At 65.0% G+C, this 16,834-nt stretch carries 14 protein-coding genes; 4 read left to right on the forward strand and 10 right to left on the reverse strand.

Features of this window, described 5'->3' with window-relative positions:
- The 3 genes from JHC57_RS15095 to JHC57_RS15105 all read right to left on the reverse strand — a co-directional run.
- On the reverse strand, positions 1 to 672 hold a 672-nt coding region (locus JHC57_RS15095), incomplete at its 3' end, for an amino acid--tRNA ligase-related protein (RefSeq protein WP_294030966.1).
- Positions 673 to 771: 99 nt separating this feature from the next.
- Positions 772 to 2,283, reverse strand: coding sequence for an FAD-binding protein (locus JHC57_RS15100; protein ID WP_294030967.1), 1,512 nt, complete (start codon positions 2,281 to 2,283; stop codon positions 772 to 774).
- Complete coding sequence (locus JHC57_RS15105) at positions 2,283 to 2,612, reverse strand: hypothetical protein (RefSeq protein ID WP_294030969.1); 330 nt, start codon at positions 2,610 to 2,612, stop codon at positions 2,283 to 2,285. Before JHC57_RS15105 ends, JHC57_RS15100 begins: the two co-directional genes overlap by 1 nt.
- Before the next feature lie 109 nt (positions 2,613 to 2,721).
- On the opposite strand from JHC57_RS15105, the gene rnd reads away from it, so the two are divergent.
- On the forward strand, positions 2,722 to 3,909 hold the full coding sequence (gene rnd, locus JHC57_RS15110) for a ribonuclease D (RefSeq protein WP_294030971.1): 1,188 nt from the start codon (positions 2,722 to 2,724) through the stop codon (positions 3,907 to 3,909).
- Here the strand turns inward: rnd and JHC57_RS15115 are convergent.
- From JHC57_RS15115 to JHC57_RS15130, 4 genes are read right to left on the reverse strand one after another with little or no spacing between them, the layout of a single operon-like run.
- Positions 3,906 to 5,411 carry a Ppx/GppA family phosphatase gene (locus JHC57_RS15115; protein WP_294030973.1) on the reverse strand — a complete coding sequence of 502 codons (1,506 nt, stop codon included), beginning with the start codon at positions 5,409 to 5,411 and terminating at the stop codon, positions 3,906 to 3,908. The genes rnd and JHC57_RS15115 overlap by 4 nt on opposite strands.
- Positions 5,401 to 7,575: an RNA degradosome polyphosphate kinase gene (locus tag JHC57_RS15120; protein WP_294030974.1), complete on the reverse strand. Its 2,175-nt coding sequence runs from the start codon at positions 7,573 to 7,575 to the stop codon at positions 5,401 to 5,403. The genes JHC57_RS15115 and JHC57_RS15120 overlap by 11 nt, the downstream gene beginning before the upstream one ends.
- Entirely contained in the window at positions 7,566 to 8,219 is a 654-nt protein-coding gene (locus tag JHC57_RS15125) for a chromosomal replication initiator DnaA (protein WP_294030975.1), read from the reverse strand. Before JHC57_RS15125 ends, JHC57_RS15120 begins: the two co-directional genes overlap by 10 nt.
- Entirely contained in the window at positions 8,219 to 9,490 is a 1,272-nt protein-coding gene (locus JHC57_RS15130) for a heavy-metal-associated domain-containing protein (protein WP_294030976.1), read from the reverse strand. Before JHC57_RS15130 ends, JHC57_RS15125 begins: the two co-directional genes overlap by 1 nt.
- 85 nt (positions 9,491 to 9,575) lie before the next feature.
- On the opposite strand from JHC57_RS15130, the gene purM reads away from it, so the two are divergent.
- Positions 9,576 to 10,682 (forward strand): phosphoribosylformylglycinamidine cyclo-ligase, encoded by a 1,107-nt coding sequence (gene purM, locus JHC57_RS15135; RefSeq protein WP_294030977.1) that lies wholly within the window; start codon positions 9,576 to 9,578, stop codon positions 10,680 to 10,682.
- A gap of 113 nt (positions 10,683 to 10,795) precedes the next feature.
- Positions 10,796 to 11,746 carry a phosphoribosylglycinamide formyltransferase gene (gene purN, locus JHC57_RS15140; protein WP_294030978.1) on the forward strand — a complete coding sequence of 317 codons (951 nt, stop codon included), beginning with the start codon at positions 10,796 to 10,798 and terminating at the stop codon, positions 11,744 to 11,746.
- A 57-nt stretch (positions 11,747 to 11,803) separates the two neighbouring features.
- Here purN and ndk read toward each other — a convergent pair whose 3' ends face one another.
- The 3 genes from ndk to JHC57_RS15155 form a co-directional block, all read right to left on the reverse strand.
- Positions 11,804 to 12,226 carry a nucleoside-diphosphate kinase gene (ndk, locus tag JHC57_RS15145; protein WP_294030980.1) on the reverse strand — a complete coding sequence of 141 codons (423 nt, stop codon included), beginning with the start codon at positions 12,224 to 12,226 and terminating at the stop codon, positions 11,804 to 11,806.
- A gap of 86 nt (positions 12,227 to 12,312) precedes the next feature.
- A complete protein-coding gene (locus tag JHC57_RS15150; RefSeq protein ID WP_294030982.1) occupies positions 12,313 to 12,762 on the reverse strand; it encodes a DNA polymerase III subunit chi in 450 nt (149 codons plus the stop codon).
- Positions 12,763 to 12,782: 20 nt separating this feature from the next.
- Positions 12,783 to 14,228, reverse strand: coding sequence for a leucyl aminopeptidase (locus JHC57_RS15155; RefSeq protein ID WP_294030984.1), 1,446 nt, complete (start codon positions 14,226 to 14,228; stop codon positions 12,783 to 12,785).
- A gap of 132 nt (positions 14,229 to 14,360) precedes the next feature.
- On the opposite strand from JHC57_RS15155, the gene lptD reads away from it, so the two are divergent.
- Positions 14,361 to 16,664 (forward strand): LPS assembly protein LptD, encoded by a 2,304-nt coding sequence (gene lptD, locus JHC57_RS15160; protein WP_294030985.1) that lies wholly within the window; start codon positions 14,361 to 14,363, stop codon positions 16,662 to 16,664.
- Positions 16,665 to 16,834 lie beyond the last annotated feature (170 nt).

The following is a 16,834-nucleotide window of genomic DNA, read 5'->3' on the forward strand; positions in this document are numbered from 1 at the left end:
GTCCTCGTCGCGGAAGCAGGGCGCGATCTGGAAATAGCGGTCGAAGCCCGCGACCATCAGCAACTGCTTGAACATCTGCGGCGCCTGCGGCAGCGCATAGAATTTGCCGGGGTGAACGCGGCTCGGCACGAGATAGTCGCGCGCGCCTTCGGGGCTGCTCGCGGTCAGGATCGGCGTCTGGAATTCGGTGAAGCCCTGATCGATCATCCGGCGGCGCAGCGACGAAATCACGTTCGAACGCAGCACGATATTCTTGTGCAGGCGCTCGCGGCGCAGATCGAGGAAGCGGTTCGTCAGGCGAATCTCCTCGGGATATTCGGTCTCGCCGAACACCGGGAGCGGCAGGCGCTCGGCCGCCGACTGCACGGTCACCGCGCTCGGGTAGATTTCGATCTCTCCGGTCGCGAGCTTCGGGTTCAGCGTTTCGGGCGATCGTGCGGCAACCTTGCCGGTGAAGGTCAGGACGGACTCGGGACCCAAAGCGTTCACCGTGGGATAGAGATCCGAACCGGTCTCGACCACGATCTGGGTGATGCCATAATGGTCGCGAAGATCGACGAACAGCACATTCGCATGTTCGCGCGTGCGATGCACCCAACCCGAAAGACGGACTTCCTCACCGACGTTGGCGGCGCGAAGATCTGCGCAGGTGTGGGTGCGATAGGCGTGCATTTTTCTCGTCTTTCAATGAATGAGGAAATCACTTTTAACGTGATTTATGGCCGCGCCTAAGGCAGGTGAACGCGCCATTTGTCAAGGGTCGAGGCGGTTTCAACAAGTCAGCCCGAGCCCGTCGAGCACCGCGCTGCCGAACAGCGCACGATCCGCGGGATCGGGTATCAGCCGACCCTGCGCAGCGCGCCAGCGGCGAAAATCCTCGCCATAGTCCGCGGCAACGCGCGCGGCATCGAGATGACAGCTTTTCGCCCAATGGCGGGTGAAGGCGATCCCCTCGCGATCAAGACATTCGACGACACGGGCATAGGCGTCGGCCGTACGCTGGCTGCGCGGGCCGTCGAAATCGATCACCGCATTGTGCGTAAAGCGCGCCGGCGCAAGCAATCCTTGCGCGCGATCCATGAAACGCACCGTGATGACGGTCGAACCGCCATGCCGCGCATAAACCTCGCAGATGCGTTCAAAGGCGCGCGCAAGATCGGCGCGGTCAATCGTGACCGACGCGTTGAACAGGTCCGCGAGCGGCCGGTGCGTATCGAGCCCCTCACCCCAGCTGCCATAGACCGGCGGATCGTCGACGTCGGGACCGCTCGCATAGCCCTGTTTCATGGCGAATTGCAGCAGCGCGCCGCGCGCCCACGGATAGTCGTCGAGCAGCCGGCCAAGCAGGCTGAGCGCGTCGTAACCCGCGCCCAGCTCGCCCGGCGTCGCGCGCGGATAATCGTCGCGCCACGGCTCGCGATAAAGGAAGCGCAGCATCGCGGGCCGCTTGAACGGCTTGTAGGGATTGACGATCATCTGGACAAAATCGGGATCCTGATCGAGCGCATAGGCCGTCGAAAAGCGACGGAAGTTGCCCGCGGCGAGCCAGTCCAGCGCCGCCGGTTCGACCTTGCGCAAATTCTGGATGGGGCGGACGAGGAATTTGGGCACGCTGTCGATCAGCAGCGCGGTGACGATACCGAGCGAACCGACGGGAAGCTGTGCCGCGGCGAAGAGTTCATCGTCGCGAAGCGGTGTCGACCCGGTCGCGGCGATGAAAGCGTCGCTCATCACGCCTGCGGTCGGTTCGATCCAGTGGATGCCGCCCGGGGTGACGATCTGTGCCGCGCGGATATGGTCCTGAATGCCGCCCCGCGCGATCATCGAGCCATGGGTCCCGGTTGCGCAGGCGCCCGCGAAGGTCTGACCATTGCCCGCACCGCTGGTCCAGAGCGAGCGCCCCTGTTCTTCCAGCTTGTCGGAAACCTCGTCGACGAGCGCACCCGCCTCGACGAGCATCAGCCCGGCCGCATCGACGCCCGGCCGCACATCGCCGGCGGCGACCCGGAAGCAGCGGTTGAAACGGCGGGTATGAAGGAGCCAGCTTTGCGAACTGATATTGACGTTCGACGGCGACCAGCCCGCACCGAGCGGCCGGACGCGGCGCTGCGCCCTCGCCGCCTGGACGAGCCAGTCGCGTACCGAGCGTGCGGCGATCGCGATCTCGTCGCGTCCGCGCTCCGCATCGCCGCTGCGCAGCGCGAAACGCGTTGCCGCCTCGCAGGTGCCGGTGCCGTGATAATTGGTCCAGCGGCCTTCTTCGCCGAGCTTCACGATCGGCATCACGCGTCTCCCAGCGGCAGGATGCCGGCATGCGCGCGCCACGCGACGGTGACGGGCCGCAGGAAACCGAAGGTGGCGATCGCGACGAGCATCTGGCGCCGCGTCGCGAAGACCCGGACGTCGCAGAGGCCGTGATCGGACTCGGGCGTCACGAACGGCTGCGCTGCCTGGGCGGCAAAGCCCCAGCCCTTCAGCGTCACGACCATCGATTCCTCGTCGAGCGGTCGCGGATTGGCGATCGAGAGGAAGATATCCGCCTGCCCTGCCAGATACTGGCCGAAAAGCAGCACAAAACCGAGCGCGGCGAGCGCCCAACCGAGCCACATCATGCTCCAAATCCCTTCGTCTTTTTCCCCGGCCGGCATTCCGGCTCCGCAACCCGAAGAGCGTGGGCAATTTTTCCTGCCCGTTCTTTTCAACTAGATGTATAGGCGCGCTATGCAAGTCCATCCGTTGATAGAAACCAACGCCGCGCTCGTCGAATTCTGCGACCTCATCCGGAGCAGCGATTTCATCGCGGTCGATACCGAATTCATGCGCGAAAACACGTTCTGGCCAGAGCTTTGCCTGATCCAGGTGGCCGACCGCAACCATGCCGCGGCGATCGATCCGATGGCGCAGGGTATCGATCTGAAGCCGCTGCTCGGCCTGCTCGTCGGCAATGAGGATATACTGAAGGTCTTTCACGCAGGCGGGCAGGATGTCGAAATCATCTTCAACCTGACCGGGAAGACGCCGCACCCGATCTTCGACACGCAGATCGGCCAGATGGCGCTCGGTCAGGCCGAGCAGGTCGGCTATTCGAACCTCGTCGAGGCGTGGATCGGCGTTCAGCTCGACAAGGGTGCGCGTTTTACCGACTGGAGCCGCCGCCCGCTCGACAAGCGCCAGATCGATTACGCCATCGGCGACGTCACGCACCTGGCGAAGATTTTCCCGATGATGCTCGACAAGCTGATCAAGACAGGGCGCGGCCACTGGCTCGACGAGGAAATGGAAAAGCTCGCCGATCCCGCCAACTACAGCGTCGATCCCGACAAGGCGTGGCAGCGGATCAAGATACCGACGCGCAAGGCCGATGTACTCGGCCGCCTGCAGGCGCTCGCGGCCTGGCGCGAGCGCGAAGCGCGGAACAAGAATCTGCCGCGCGGCCGCATCGTCAAGGACGAGACGCTCGCCGACCTCGCCGCGCATCCGCCGAAGGATCAGGACGGGCTCGGTCGCGTTCGCGGGCTATCGGCGACATGGCGGACGAACGATATCGGCGGCCGGTTGATGGACGCGATCGCGAACGCCAAGCCGATGTCGAAGGATGACATGCCCGACCGCGCCCCGCGCGGGCCGGGGCTGGGCAAGGAAGGTACGCTCGTCGCCGACCTGCTCAAGCTGCTGCTCAAGATCCGCGCGCGCGAGCTCAACGTCGCGGCGCGGCTGATCGCGCGGAGTGACGATCTCGAAGCCCTTGCCGCGGGCGCGCGCGAGGGTATCCAGATGATGCAAGGCTGGCGCCACGACGTGTTCGGTCATGCCGCGCTCGACCTCGTCGAAGGCCGGATGGGCTTTGCCGTCAAGAACGGCAAGCTGGTGATGAGCGAGATCGACGCCGCGACCGCCGCCGAAGTCTAGAGCAGGACGAGCTCGGGTTTGGCGTCGAGCGCCTGCGCGAGGACGCGCAGGCGGCGTTCGACCGATTCGCCCGCCAGGTGATGCCAGCCGGCGTCGAGCCCCAGTTTGAGCTTGCCATCGACGAGCGTAATGCCGCTCGCCTTCAGCGGTGCTTCGATCCCGCCGGTCAGGCGCTGTGCGAGGCGGATCGCAAGCCCCCATTGCCGCGCGCGCGCCAGCCGTTCGGCCGAGACGAGGCCGCCCATCGCGGGAAATTCGGCGTCGGCCCCGCCGAAGCCCGCGTAAAGCGCGCGCGCCAGCAGGATGCGCCCCGGAATGTCGATACTGCGCCAGTTGCCGTGCAGCCCGATCTCGGTCCCTCGCTCGGCGCGGAAATCGGGGTTCGCCGACCACGCGACGTCGCTGAGCAGGCTCGCGGCGAGGCGCACGCGGCTGTCGACGGGCGTCTCGTCGGCGAAAAGGGGCGCGATCCATTCGGCGATCGCGCGGCCGTGTGGCGCGAAGCGTGCGAGGCGGCGGCCCTCGAATTCGGCGGCGACGATCAGCGGGTCCTGCGCGCGCGTTTCGGCGTCGAGCGCCTGATAGAGCAGCCCTTCGCGCAGGCCCGACGACGATACGGTCATTTCGGGAACGTCGAGAATGTGGACGAGCGCAGCAAGCAGCGCGGCCGCATCGGGCAGCGCCGCGGCGCGGTTCGACGCCATGCCGGGAATCGCGCGTAATTCCTCGAAGCTCATTCTTCTGGTCGCGCGGATCAGGCGACGCAGCGCGGTGCGCGGGAAGGTATGCTGGTCGAGGACCGCGAGCGGATCCTTGGTGAGTTCGAGATCGAGGCGCGACAGGGCGCGCCACGAACCGCCGACGAGATAGAGCGGCAGGCCGGAGAGCCCCTCGCCCGGCCAGCCCGCCGCGCGGAGCATCTTGCGAACCGCGCGCTCGAACGCCTGGTCGCCATTCTCGCGCAGCGCCGGCAGGCGAAGCACGCCGAGCGGAAAGGATACGCGCCGGCCGACTTCGCCGTTCGCGACTTCGGCGAGTTCGAGGCTGCCGCCGCCGAGGTCGACCGCGATACCCCGCGCGTCGGGGATCGCTGCGAGCACGCCATGCCCTGCCGCTTCGGCCTCCTCTTCGCCCGACAAGAGACGGATTCTGAGCCCCGCCTCGGCGGCGGCGGCAATGAAATCGGGACCGTTCAGCGCATCGCGCACCGCGGCCGTCGCGACGCACTGGACTTCCTTAACATCCATATGCTTTGCCAGCAGCGCATAGCGGCGTAACGCGACGAGACCGCGTTCGGCATCCTCGGGTGCGATGCGCCCGTCGACCGAGAGTCCGCGGCCAAGGCCAGCGGCGACCTTTTCGTTGAAAATCACCGCGGGCGCGCGAGCCGGCCCCTCATAGACGACGATGCGCACCGAGTTCGAGCCGATGTCGATGACGGCGGATCGCCGGACCGCCTGTTTGGAAGTGCGCAGGAAGCTCAAATCCGTCTCAATCTTCACGCATGTCGAACGCCAGCGTCGGCACGTCCTGACGCTTGTGAAGCGCGGTGCCGCGGCCCGACAGCGAAGGGTTGTTCATAAAATAATGATGCAGGTTGAAGGGCTTGTCGCCCGGCACCACGCGCGCCGAGGTGCCGTCGGGCTGGAGGATCCAGCTTTGTTCATTGTCGATCAGGTTCGCGACGAGCACCTGATCCAGTATCTGGTCGTGCACGGTCGGATTTTCGATCGGGATCATATATTCGACGCGGCGGTCGAAGTTGCGCGGCATCCAGTCGGCGCTGCTGATGTAGAGTTTCGCCGCGCGGTGCGGCAACGGCGCGCCGTTCGCGAAGGCCCAGACGCGGCTATGCTCGAGAAAGCGGCCGACGACCGATTTGACGCGGATCGTTTCGGACAGGCCCGGAACGCCGGGGCGCAGACAGCAAATGCCGCGCACGATCAGTTCGATCGGCACCCCCGCCGCGCTTGCTTCGTAGAGCTTGTCGATGATGTCGGGGTCGACGAGGCTGTTCATTTTCGCCCACACGCCCGATGGCGCCCCCGCGCTCGCCATGGCGATTTCGGAATCGATCAGCTCGCTGAGATGCTGGCGCATGTTGAGCGGCGACATGGTGATGAGGTCGAGCCGTTCGGGTTCGACATAGCCGGTGATGTAATTGAACAGCTGTGCCGCATCGCGGCCGGCGCGCGGATCGGCCGTGAAAAAGCTGAGGTCGGTGTAGATGCGCGCGGTGACCGGGTGGTAATTGCCGGTGCCGAAGTGGCAATAGGTGCGATAGCCCTGCCCTTCACGGCGCACGACCATCGAGATTTTCGCATGCGTCTTCCACTCGATAAAGCCGTAGACGACCTGCACCCCGGCGCGTTCGAGCTGGTTCGCCCAGAGGAGGTTCTGTTCCTCGTCGAAGCGCGCCTTGAGCTCGACCACCGCGGTGACCGATTTGCCCGCCTCGGCCGCCTCGATCAACGCACGGATGACTGGCGACTGATTGCCCGCGCGGTAGAGCGTCTGCTTGATCGCGACGACGTCGGGATCGGCCGCCGCCTGGCGCAGGAAGGAGAGGACGACGTCGAAGCTCTCATAAGGGTGATGGACGACGATGTCCTTCGAACGGATCGCCGCGAAACAGTCGCCGCCATGTTCGCGGATCCGTTCGGGAAAACGTGCGGAGTAAGCGGGGAATTTGAGGTCGGGGCGGTCAACGTCGACCAGTGCGGAGAGCGCCGCGAGCCCGATGAAGCCACCGATCTTGGCAACGATCGCCTCGTGCCCCTGAATATCGGCGTTGAGTACCTCGGCGATCTCGCCGGGCATGTCGGCTTCGAGTTCGAGCAGGATCACGCGGCCGCGGCGGCGGCGGCGGATCGCCGTGCGGAACAGCCGGACCAGATCCTCGGCCTCTTCCTCGAGCTCGATATCGCTGTCGCGAATGATACGAAACACGCCCAATGAGCGGATCGCGAAACCCGGAAACAGCAAGTCGCCGAACAGCTCGATCAGATATTCGATCGGCACGAACGCGCCTGCTTCGCCAGGTACCGGCACGAAACGCGACAGCGAAGCCGGGATCATGACGAGTTCGCGCACCGTCTCGCCATTCGTCTTGCGCTGCAAGTCGAAGATGACCCCGAGGCCGCGGTTCGGGATGAAGGGAAAAGGATGCGCCGGGTCGAGCACCTGCGGGGTCAGGATCGGGAAAATCTGGTCGATGAAATATTGGCGCAGGGCGGAACGCAGCGCGTCCCTGTTCGACCCGGTGCCATGGACGACAATGCCCTGTTCGGCGAGCTGCCGGTGGAGCAGTTGCCATTCGCTCTGCTGCTGGTCGACGAGCCGGTTCACTTCGGCCTCGATCTCGGCGAGCTGCTGTCCCGGCGTGCGGCCGTCGGCCGACGGATCGTCGATGCCCTGAAGCTGCTGCCCCTTGAGGCCCGCGACGCGCACCATGAAGAATTCGTCAAGGTTGCTGCCCGAAATCGACAGGAAGCGCAGGCGTTCGAGCAGCGGATGCGCGGGGTTGCGCGCCTCTTCCATCACCCGCCGGTTGAAGGCGAGCCACGATAGCTCGCGATTGAAGAAACGCTCGGGGCCGAAGGTCGGCGGCGTTGCCACCGTGTGGGCATCATTGTCTGCGCGTAAGGAGCCGCCAGCTATCGACATGTCTTGTCATCCTGTCGTTCGAGGAGATCGGGATCGATGAGCCCCTGTGACAGTAATGTTTCACGGATGAGACGAATACCGATTCCGCCCCCCTTTTCGAGCGAGGCGGCGTCGAGCGCCGCAACGACGCGATGGATCATCGCATAGCTGCGTTCCATCCGCGGAACGATATAGGAAGCGACGCCCGGCGCAAGCGCGATCCCGCGCCGCGCGAAAAGCGCCTCGATCAGGTCGCGCGCCAGACAGTCGTCGGGATCGCCGATCGTCAGCACCGGCACCGCGGCGAGACGCGAGCGAAGATCGGGCAGCGCGATGCCCCAGTCCGCGGGCGGCGCGTCGGCGATGACGAGCAGCGGTGTGCCGCTCGCCTGCGCTGCGTTCCAAGCATGAAAAATCTCTTCTTCCGACACGCTGTCGTAGCCGTCGAGGACGCGACCACCGGTCTCGCACGCAAAGATCCGGCCGATCAGGCTGCGCCCCGAACCGCGCGGGCCGGTGAGTACGGCAGTGCGCACCGGCCAGGTCGCCGGGTGGCGCAGATATCGCACGGCATCGGCGTTGCTGGTGCCGACAATCAACGGATCGTTGCCGCTCCCCGCGCTCCAGTCGAGCGGGAGCGCTATTTGTCCCGATGGGCGCGCCATCAGCGGCTGATCCTGAGCTGACCGCCGCCTTCCTGCACCTTGAATCCGCGCGCGGCCAGCGCGGCCCTGAGCGCAGCGATATCGCCCCGGAAGCTCACGCGCATAACCGAAGTACCGCCGAGCGCGAGGCTTGTCGTCGAGGCCGACTGGACGCCGGCAACCCCGGCGACCGCACGCTCGGTCGCGGTGACCGAATCGACGTCGGGCGAACTATATTGGACGGTGAAGCTCTGTACGCCCGCCGCGGCCGTGGCCGGCACACTGGCGTCGGTTTCGCTCGGCAACACATCTTCGCCGGTTGCCACCTCTTCGGGCAGATCTTCCTTTTCAACCGGCTTTTCAAGGACAAGATAGGTGTCGGTCCGGAGAATGCCCGCGGCCAGCGCGTCGATATAGATACGGTCCATGCGCGCGACCGCCTTTTCCATCATGTCGGGCAGCGCGGCAGGGGTCGGACCTGTCATCGTGAAGCTGGAGATCAGCTTGCTGTCTGGACCGAAACGCGCGGTGAAATAGCCTTTGATGGGACCGCCGGGATAGCTGTACTCGACGCGCGCGATCGGCGTGAGCACGTCGGCGGCGCCATATTGATCGAGGATCACGCGCCACCAGACCCGGCCGCGGCGGCCGGTCTGACCGGAGTTCAGCAGCAAGGTATCGGCACCCGTGCCCGCGGCGCGGACATAGTCGATCGCGCTCTGTCCCGTATTATATTCGGCCCAGGCGCGCTGCCAGGCGCTGCGCTGTTCGAACACCTGCGGGATGCCATCGATCGAATAAACGGGGATGACGAGCAGCGGCGGCGAACGCAGCGTGCGACCGCTGACGCCGAGAATCTGGCCGGCGCGCACGCGGTCGAACTGGACGCCGAGTTTGGCGACATATCGGCGCGGACCGATCTGTTCTTCCTCGACGACGATCGCGGTGACGATGCCGTCGAGTACCGAATCGCCGAGCGCAGGCCCGTCGCTGCCGTTCAATTTGCGATAGAGTTGCGCCCAGCCCTTGCGCTGCGCCTCGCGCCAGCCCTTGGTCCGCGCGTCGTCGGCGTTGTCGCCGGTCACGTCGACCATGATGCCGCTCGCCAGAAAATCGCCGCTGCTGTTGATCGGGGTGATCCCGCGGTTTCCGCGCGTGATTTGGCCATCGACGATACCGGCGAGCAGAATAGCGAAGAGAAGACCGAAAAGCGCAGCCCAGCGCCAGTCGCGGGGACGTATGGCGTCGAAGGAGAAGCTCGGGGCGAAGCGGGGGAAAGCGGCCGAAATCATATCTTCTCTATGCTTTGTCCAAAAGCGAGGCGCCGGACAAGGAAATCATGGCATTTGTCCGCTGGAACCGTTAGTCGCGCGTGCCATGGATTCCAAGCACAACCAACCCGCCTCCTACACTTATGCCGAGGCTGGCGTATCGATCGAGACCGGCAACGCGCTGGTCCGTGCCATTGCCCCGCTCGCCCGTGCGACGCGCCGTCCGGGCGCCGACGCCGACCTCGGCGGCTTTGGCGGCTTCTTCGACCTGAAGGCAGCGGGGTTCAACGACCCCCTGCTCGTCGCGGCGAATGATGGCGTCGGCACCAAGCTGAAACTCGCGATCGAATCGGGCAGGCATGACGGCGTCGGGATCGATCTGGTCGCCATGTGCGCGAACGACCTGATCGTGCAGGGCGCCGAGCCGCTGTTCTTCCTCGATTATTATGCCACCGGCAAACTCGACAACGACGTCGCGACCGAAGTCGTCGCGAGCATCGCCGAGGGCTGCAAGCAGGCTGGATGCGCGTTGATCGGCGGCGAGACCGCCGAAATGCCGGGCATGTATTCGGACGGCGATTATGATCTCGCGGGTTTCTGCGTCGGCGCGGTCGAGCGCGACCAGGTGCTGACCGCCGACAAGGTCGCGGCGGGCGACGCCATTCTGGGCCTCGCCTCGTCGGGGGTGCATTCGAACGGCTTCTCGCTCGTGCGCCGCCTTGCCGCCGACAAGGGCTGGAAGCTCGACCGCCCTGCCCTGTTCGACCAGAACGTGCTGCTGATCGACGCGCTGATGGCGCCGACGCGCATCTATGTGAAGAGCCTGCTCCCGCTTGTGAAGACCGGCCATATCCACGCGCTCGCGCATATCACCGGCGGCGGGCTGCTCGAGAATATCCCGCGTATCCTGCCGAAAACCCTCCACGCTCACGTCGATGCCGATGCGTGGGAGCAGCCGCGACTGATGGCCTTCCTGCAGGCGCAGGGCAATATCGAGCCCGAAGAAATGGCGCGCACCTTCAACTGCGGGATCGGCATGGCGGTTGTCGTCGCCGAAGGCGATGTTGCCGAAGTCACTGCCGCACTCGAAGCCGCGGGCGAGACCGTGTTCCGCATCGGTCATATCGCCGAAGGCGAGAAAGGCTGCACCGTAACGGGCAGCGCCGAAACGTGGAGCGCGATGGGCGCGTGGAGCACCACGCACCACGGGTAATTCCTAAGGCCGTTCGCCCTGAGCTTGTCGAAGGGCCGTCCTTCCTTTTGAGGTTGAAAGAGAAGAGCAGTGCTTCGACAAGCTCAGCACGAACGGATTGAGGGGGCCGCGTCGTGACGAAAGCCAAAGTCGCCGTGCTCATTTCAGGCGCCGGCACCAATATGGCGGCGCTGCTTTACGCCGCGAAAGCGACCGACTGCCCCTATGAACTGGTGCTTGTCGCGAGCAACGACCCCGAAGCGGCGGGGCTGAAAATCGCCGAGGCCGAGGGCATCGCGACATGGAGTCTGTCGCACAAGGGCATGAACCGCGACGCCTTCGATGCGCTGGTCGACGAACAATTGCGCGGCGTCGGCGCCGAGTTCGTCGCGCTCGCGGGCTATATGCGAATTCTTTCGGACGATTTCGTCGCGCGCTGGGCGGGCAAGATGGTCAATATCCATCCCAGCCTGCTGCCGCTCTACAAGGGGCTGAACACCCACGCCCAAGCGATCGAGGCGGGCGACAAGTTCGGTGGGTGCAGCGTTCATATCGTGACGCCGGGCGTCGACGATGGCCCGGTGCTGGCTCAGACGCCGGTCGCGATCGTGCCGGGCGATACGGTCGAAACGCTGGCGCGCCGGGTGCAGTTCGCCGAACATCAGCTCTATCCCGCCACGCTCGCCGCCTTCGTGTCGCGCGAGCGCTCGCCCGACTACCTGCGCGGTCGCGTCCGCGACCTCGCGATGGCGCTGCCCGAGGCCGACGAGGTCGTGTCGCACGGCATGCCCTGCTTCGGGATCGTGAAGGGCAAGAAATTCGCCTATTTCACCGAGGATCATCATGGCGACGGCAAGATCGCGCTGCTGGTCAAGATCAGCGGCGCCGAGGAGCAGGCGATGCTGATCGAACTCGACGAAGACCGCTATTACCGTCCCGCCTATTTCGGCGACGGCTGGATCGGCATCCGGCTCGACCTTGGCGACACCGACTGGGACGCGATCGGCAAGTGGCTACGCAAGAGCTGGCTTGCGGTCGCGCCGAAAAAGCTGGCTGGACTGATGGGAGTGGCCGACGAGTTTTGACGAAAAAGGCCGCCGGATCGCTCCGGCGGCCTCTTCGGTTCGACTATGCCTTGCGGCTTAGCCGACGATTTCTTCGGGCTTGAAGAAGTAAGCGATTTCGATCGCGGCATTTTCTTCGCTGTCCGAACCGTGGACGGTGTTCGCTTCGATGCTCTCGGCGAGTTCCTTGCGGATCGTGCCGGGCTCGGCGTTCGCGGGGTTGGTCGCGCCCATGATGTCGCGGTTCGCCTGCATGGCATTCTCGCCTTCGAGAACCTGAACGACGACGGGACCGCTGATCATGAAATCGACGAGTTCGCCGAAGAAGGGACGTTCCTTGTGAACCGCGTAGAAGCCTTCGGCCTGTTCGCGGGTCATGTGGATGCGCTTCGAGGCGACGACGCGGAGGCCGGCGTCTTCGAGCATCTTGGTGACGGCGCCGGTGATGTTGCGGCGCGTCGCGTCGGGCTTGATGATCGAGAAAGTGCGAGTGACCGCCATGGGGGAAGCTCCTGATTGGTGTGTTATATGATGCGCGCGCCTCTAGCCGCGCTTTTGCCGTCCTGCAAGGACAGAGCGCCCGGTGTTTACGGCCCTTCCGACCAGCGGCCGTTTTCGTCCTGTTTCCAGAAGCGGTTGTCGACATCGTCGCGCGCGGCGAGCGCGCGCCAGAGTGCCCGCGCGTCGTCGATACGGCTGTTGTCGAAGAGGAGGAAGGTGCGTTCGAACCCCAGCGCTTCCTCGCGCCATTCGCCGTCGGCAAGTGCGAGATGGCTGGCGCGGTTGGGCGGAGACGGGTCGAGCGTACCCGCGACCAGGATCGGCTCGATCTCCTCATCGGGCGAGCCCGCATGACCGTGCGGCAGGAAACTCGCCGGCTGCAGCGTCCAGAGCGCCTCGTCTATCGCCTGCCGCTGCATCGCGGGCGCGGCGACCACCAGCAGGCGGTCGCCGTTCGCCAATACGCGCGTCGCCAAGGCAGGGAGCACCCGTTCGACCGGGTCGCGGGTCAGCCGGTAGAAGTCGACGCGCGCCATGCTCCCCTGCCCCGTATTGCTCAGCCCTCGTGGTTGGCGGCGATATAGCGGTCGAGCAGGCGCACGCCGTAACCCGTCGCGCCCTTCGCCCACACCGGGCCGTCCTTGTCGGCCCACGCCATGCCCGCGATGTCGAGATGCGCCCACGCGACGCCGTCCTCGACATAGCGCTTCAGGAATTGCGCAGCGGTGATCGAGCCGCCTTCGCGCGGACCCACATTCTTCATGTCGGCGATCGGGCTGTCGATCAGCTTGTCGTATGCCGGCGACAGCGGGAAGCGCCAGAGCCTGTTGTTCGATACGTCGCCCGCGGCGATCAGGTCGGCGGCGAGCTTGTCGTCGTTGGCGAAGATGCCCGCATATTCATGCCCGAGCGAGATCACCATCGCGCCGGTCAGCGTCGCGAGGTCGACGATCACCTTGGGATCATAGGTCTTTTGCGCCCAGCTGATCGCGTCGCAAAGGACGAGACGGCCTTCCGCGTCGGTGTTGAGCACCTCGACCGTCTGCCCCGACATCGTGCTGACAACATCGCCGGGGCGCATCGCATTGCCGTCGGGCATATTCTCGACGAGGCCGACCACGCCGACGACATTCGCCTTCGCCTTGCGGCCAGCGATCGCCTTGATCGCGCCCGCGACCGCGCCCGCTCCGCCCATGTCCCACTTCATCATGTCCATGCCAGCGGCAGGCTTGATGCTGATGCCGCCGGTGTCGAAGGTCACGCCCTTGCCGATGAAGACGACGGGCGCCTCACCCGGATTGCCGCCGTTCCAGCGCATCGCGAGCAAGCGGGGCGGGCGGGTCGAACCCTGTGCGACCCCAAGCAGCGCGCCCATGCCGAGCGCCTTCATCTGGCGCTCGTCGAGCACTTCGAGTTCGACACCGAGGTCGGCGAGATGCTGGCAGCGTTCGACGAAGCTTTCGGGATAGAGGATGTTCGGCGGCTCGGCGACGAGCGTCTGGGTCAGCGCGACGCCATCGGCGATCGCCTCGTTTTCGGCCCAGCGCGCCACGAGGTCGCCGTGCGGCGAGGCGATCGTCACGGTCTTGAGGCTCGGCTTCGCCTTGTCGGTGAGACGCGTGCGATAGGTGTCGAGACGCCAGTTGCGCAGTCGCGCGCCCATCGCAAAGGCGAGGACATCGTCGGCATCGCTCAGCCCAGCGCTCGCGAAATCGACATGGACATGCGTCACGCCGCTCGTCTGGAGCCTGGCGATCAGCGCCGCGCCGGCGCGTTCGAGGTCCTGTTCGCTGCCCTCGCCGATCCCGACAAGCAGCAGGCGCTTCGCCTGCTCGCCGTCGATCGCCGCGGTTTCGGCGACCGTGCCCGCCGCGCCTTCAAAGCGCGCCTGCGCTGCCGCGGCGCCGAGCAGCGCCCCGAGCGCACCGGCCTCGCCCTTGCGAACCGGAAAAGCGACGACGTCGGCAGACGCATCGATTTGCGCGACAAACTGAATGTCCATGCCTTAACTTTCTCATGCGATGATTGATTGGAACGTGGCGGACCGATAGGGGTTTCGCTTGCGAGTTGCAAAAACAAAGCTGCCGGTCCAAGCGGGCAAATGTCTATATAGGGTTCGGGACAAAGGGATTAAATGAGCTGGGCTTTGTTCCATCGGGCAGCGCGTGCGCGGCAGTTCTGGCTGGCGACGGCGAGCGGCGCGGCCTTGGCCGCTTGCCCTGTGCTGGCCCAGACGAACGACGAATCGGCCCGGCCTACGCAGGTCACGGACCAGCCCGATCTGCAAACCCCTGACACCTCCCCCGTGACGCCCGACGCGCCTGAGGTAACGGGCGAGGAACAGATCGGCTTCGCCGCCGACAACCTCAATTACGACAGCGACACCGAAGTCGTCATTGCCGAGGGCAATGTCCAGATGAACCGCGAGGCGATCGAAATGCGCGCGGACAAGGTGACGTGGAACCGGCAGACAGGGAAGGTTTTCGCCGAGGGTAATGTCACGATCAAAAATCCCGAAGGTGATACCGCCTATGGTGACAAGATCGAACTGACCGACAGCCTGCGCGACGGGGTCGTCGAAAATCTGCTCGTCGTGCTCGACAATGGCTCGCGCCTCGCCGCGATCAGGGGCACACGCTTCGACAATGGCAATATCGAGCTGGAGAACGCCGCCTACACCCCCTGTCCGGTCGAGGACGACGCGGGTTGCCCCAGAAATCCGAGCTGGCAGGTCCGCGCTGTCCGCGTGCTTTACGACCGGGCGAAAAACAAGGTCCGCTACAAGGGCGCCCGGATCGAGATTTTCGGCCTGCCCCTGATTCCGCTGCCCGGTCTCAGCCATTCGATCAACAACGAGGCGAGCAGCGGCATCCTGGTCCCCGAAATCCGGCTCGACCGCAGCAACGGGTTCGAAATTGCCGTTCCCTATTATCTGCGGCTCGCCCCCGATCGCGACATGACGATCACGCCACACCTCTATACGAGCGCGGCACCGATGATCGAGGGCGAGTTCCGGGCGCTGACCGATATCGGATCGTTCCGCATCAACGGCTATGCGACCTATGGCTCGCTCGTCCCGCTGACCGGCGAGGATCCCGATAGTCAGAAGCGCTTTCGCGGCTACCTCGAAAGCGCGGGCAAGTTCCAGTTCGATCCGCGCTGGAGCCTCAGCTATTCGGGACGCATCGCGACCGACCGCACCTTCATGCGGCGTTACGACATCAGCCGCGATGACCGGCTGCGCTCGACCTTCGAACTCGAGCGGATCGGCGGCAACTCCTATCTGTCGATCGCCGGCTGGGCGACGCAGACGCTGCGCGTCAACGACGTCCAGGGGCAGCAGGCGGTCGCGCTCCCGGTGATCGATTATCGCCAGCGCTTTGCCGATCCGCTGCTCGGCGGACAGTTTGAACTGCAGCTCAATACGCTCGCGATCGGGCGAACCGCAGGACAGGACACGCAGCGCGCCTTTGCCGGCGCCCGCTGGGATCTGCGCGGACTGACCGCGCTTGGTCAGGAAGTGACGCTGACCGCACTGGTGCGCGGCGACGTTTATCACAGCGACGAGAATCTGCTGACAGCCATCCCCGGCTATCGCGGAAAATCGGGGTGGGAGGCGCGCGCGATCGCCGCGGTTGCGGCCGATATGCGCTGGCCCTTCATCGGCGAATTCGCGGGCGGCACGCAGACGCTGACGCCGCGCGTCCAGATTGTCGCGACCCCGCCGATCAAGAATCTGGACATACCGAACGAGGATTCGCGCGCCTTCGATCTCGAGGACAGCAACCTGTTCGCGATCAACCGCTTCAACGGCCATGACCGGTTCGAGGACGGCGCACGCGTCACCTATGGCGTCGAATGGAATTACAGCCGCCCGGGCTTCAACATCAACAGCATCGTCGGGCAAAGCTATCGCCTGTCGGACAAGCCCGCGCTCTTCCCTGACGGCACCGGACTCACCGACCGCACGTCGGACATCGTCGGGCGCACGACGATTGCCTATCGCGACTTCCTGCGCCTCACACACCGCTTCCGGCTCGACAAGGACAATCTGGCAGTTCGTCGCAACGAATTCGACGCGACGATCGGCAGCCGCTCGACATATGCCGTGCTCGGCTATTCGCGGCTCAACCGCGACATCCTGCTCCTCGGCGAGGATTTGCAGGACCGCGAAGAAGTCCGCGCCGGCGGGCGCGTCGCCTTTGCAAAACATTGGTCGGTATTCGGCTCAGCCATCGTCGACCTGACCCAGCGCAGCGATGATCCGCTGAGCAACGCCGACGGGTTCGAACCGATTCGTCACCGGCTCGGCGTCGCGTATGACGACGAGTGCCTGTCGATCGCGCTCACCTGGCGCCGCGACTATGCCGATACCGGCGACGCGCGACGCGGCAACAGCTTCTCGTTCCGCATCGCCTTCCGCAATCTGGGGTTCTGACGGCGGGTTCCGGTATCGCCCGGTCTATCCTTCGCTCAGCCTAGGTTCAGCGTCGAAGGCGTAGGGAGGCCACCAAATGGCTCCTTTGGCGGATTGCGCTGGACCATCGGGCGTGTCCGCTGATACGGAGCGTCCGGACTTTCTCGAATAGGGTAAAGATGACCAAATTT

Source organism: Sphingopyxis sp., from assembly GCF_016463645.1.
Lineage (GTDB): Bacteria > Pseudomonadota > Alphaproteobacteria > Sphingomonadales > Sphingomonadaceae > Sphingopyxis.

Excerpts from the sequence above, each read along its gene's own strand:
- JHC57_RS15100 (WP_294030967.1), bottom strand. The coding sequence starts at position 2,283 with ATGCCGATCGTGAAGCTCGGCGAAGAAGGCCGCTGGACCAATTATCAC.
- JHC57_RS15105 (WP_294030969.1), bottom strand. The coding sequence starts at position 2,612 with ATGATGTGGCTCGGTTGGGCGCTCGCCGCGCTCGGTTTTGTGCTGCTT.
- rnd (WP_294030971.1), top strand. The coding sequence starts at position 2,722 with ATGCAAGTCCATCCGTTGATAGAAACCAACGCCGCGCTCGTCGAATTC.
- JHC57_RS15120 (WP_294030974.1), bottom strand. The coding sequence starts at position 7,575 with ATGTCGATAGCTGGCGGCTCCTTACGCGCAGACAATGATGCCCACACG.
- JHC57_RS15125 (WP_294030975.1), bottom strand. The coding sequence starts at position 8,219 with ATGGCGCGCCCATCGGGACAAATAGCGCTCCCGCTCGACTGGAGCGCG.
- JHC57_RS15130 (WP_294030976.1), bottom strand. The coding sequence starts at position 9,490 with ATGATTTCGGCCGCTTTCCCCCGCTTCGCCCCGAGCTTCTCCTTCGAC.
- purM (WP_294030977.1), top strand. The coding sequence starts at position 9,576 with ATGGATTCCAAGCACAACCAACCCGCCTCCTACACTTATGCCGAGGCT.
- ndk (WP_294030980.1), bottom strand. The coding sequence starts at position 12,226 with ATGGCGGTCACTCGCACTTTCTCGATCATCAAGCCCGACGCGACGCGC.
- JHC57_RS15150 (WP_294030982.1), bottom strand. The coding sequence starts at position 12,762 with ATGGCGCGCGTCGACTTCTACCGGCTGACCCGCGACCCGGTCGAACGG.
- JHC57_RS15155 (WP_294030984.1), bottom strand. The coding sequence starts at position 14,228 with ATGGACATTCAGTTTGTCGCGCAAATCGATGCGTCTGCCGACGTCGTC.
- lptD (WP_294030985.1), top strand. The coding sequence starts at position 14,361 with ATGAGCTGGGCTTTGTTCCATCGGGCAGCGCGTGCGCGGCAGTTCTGG.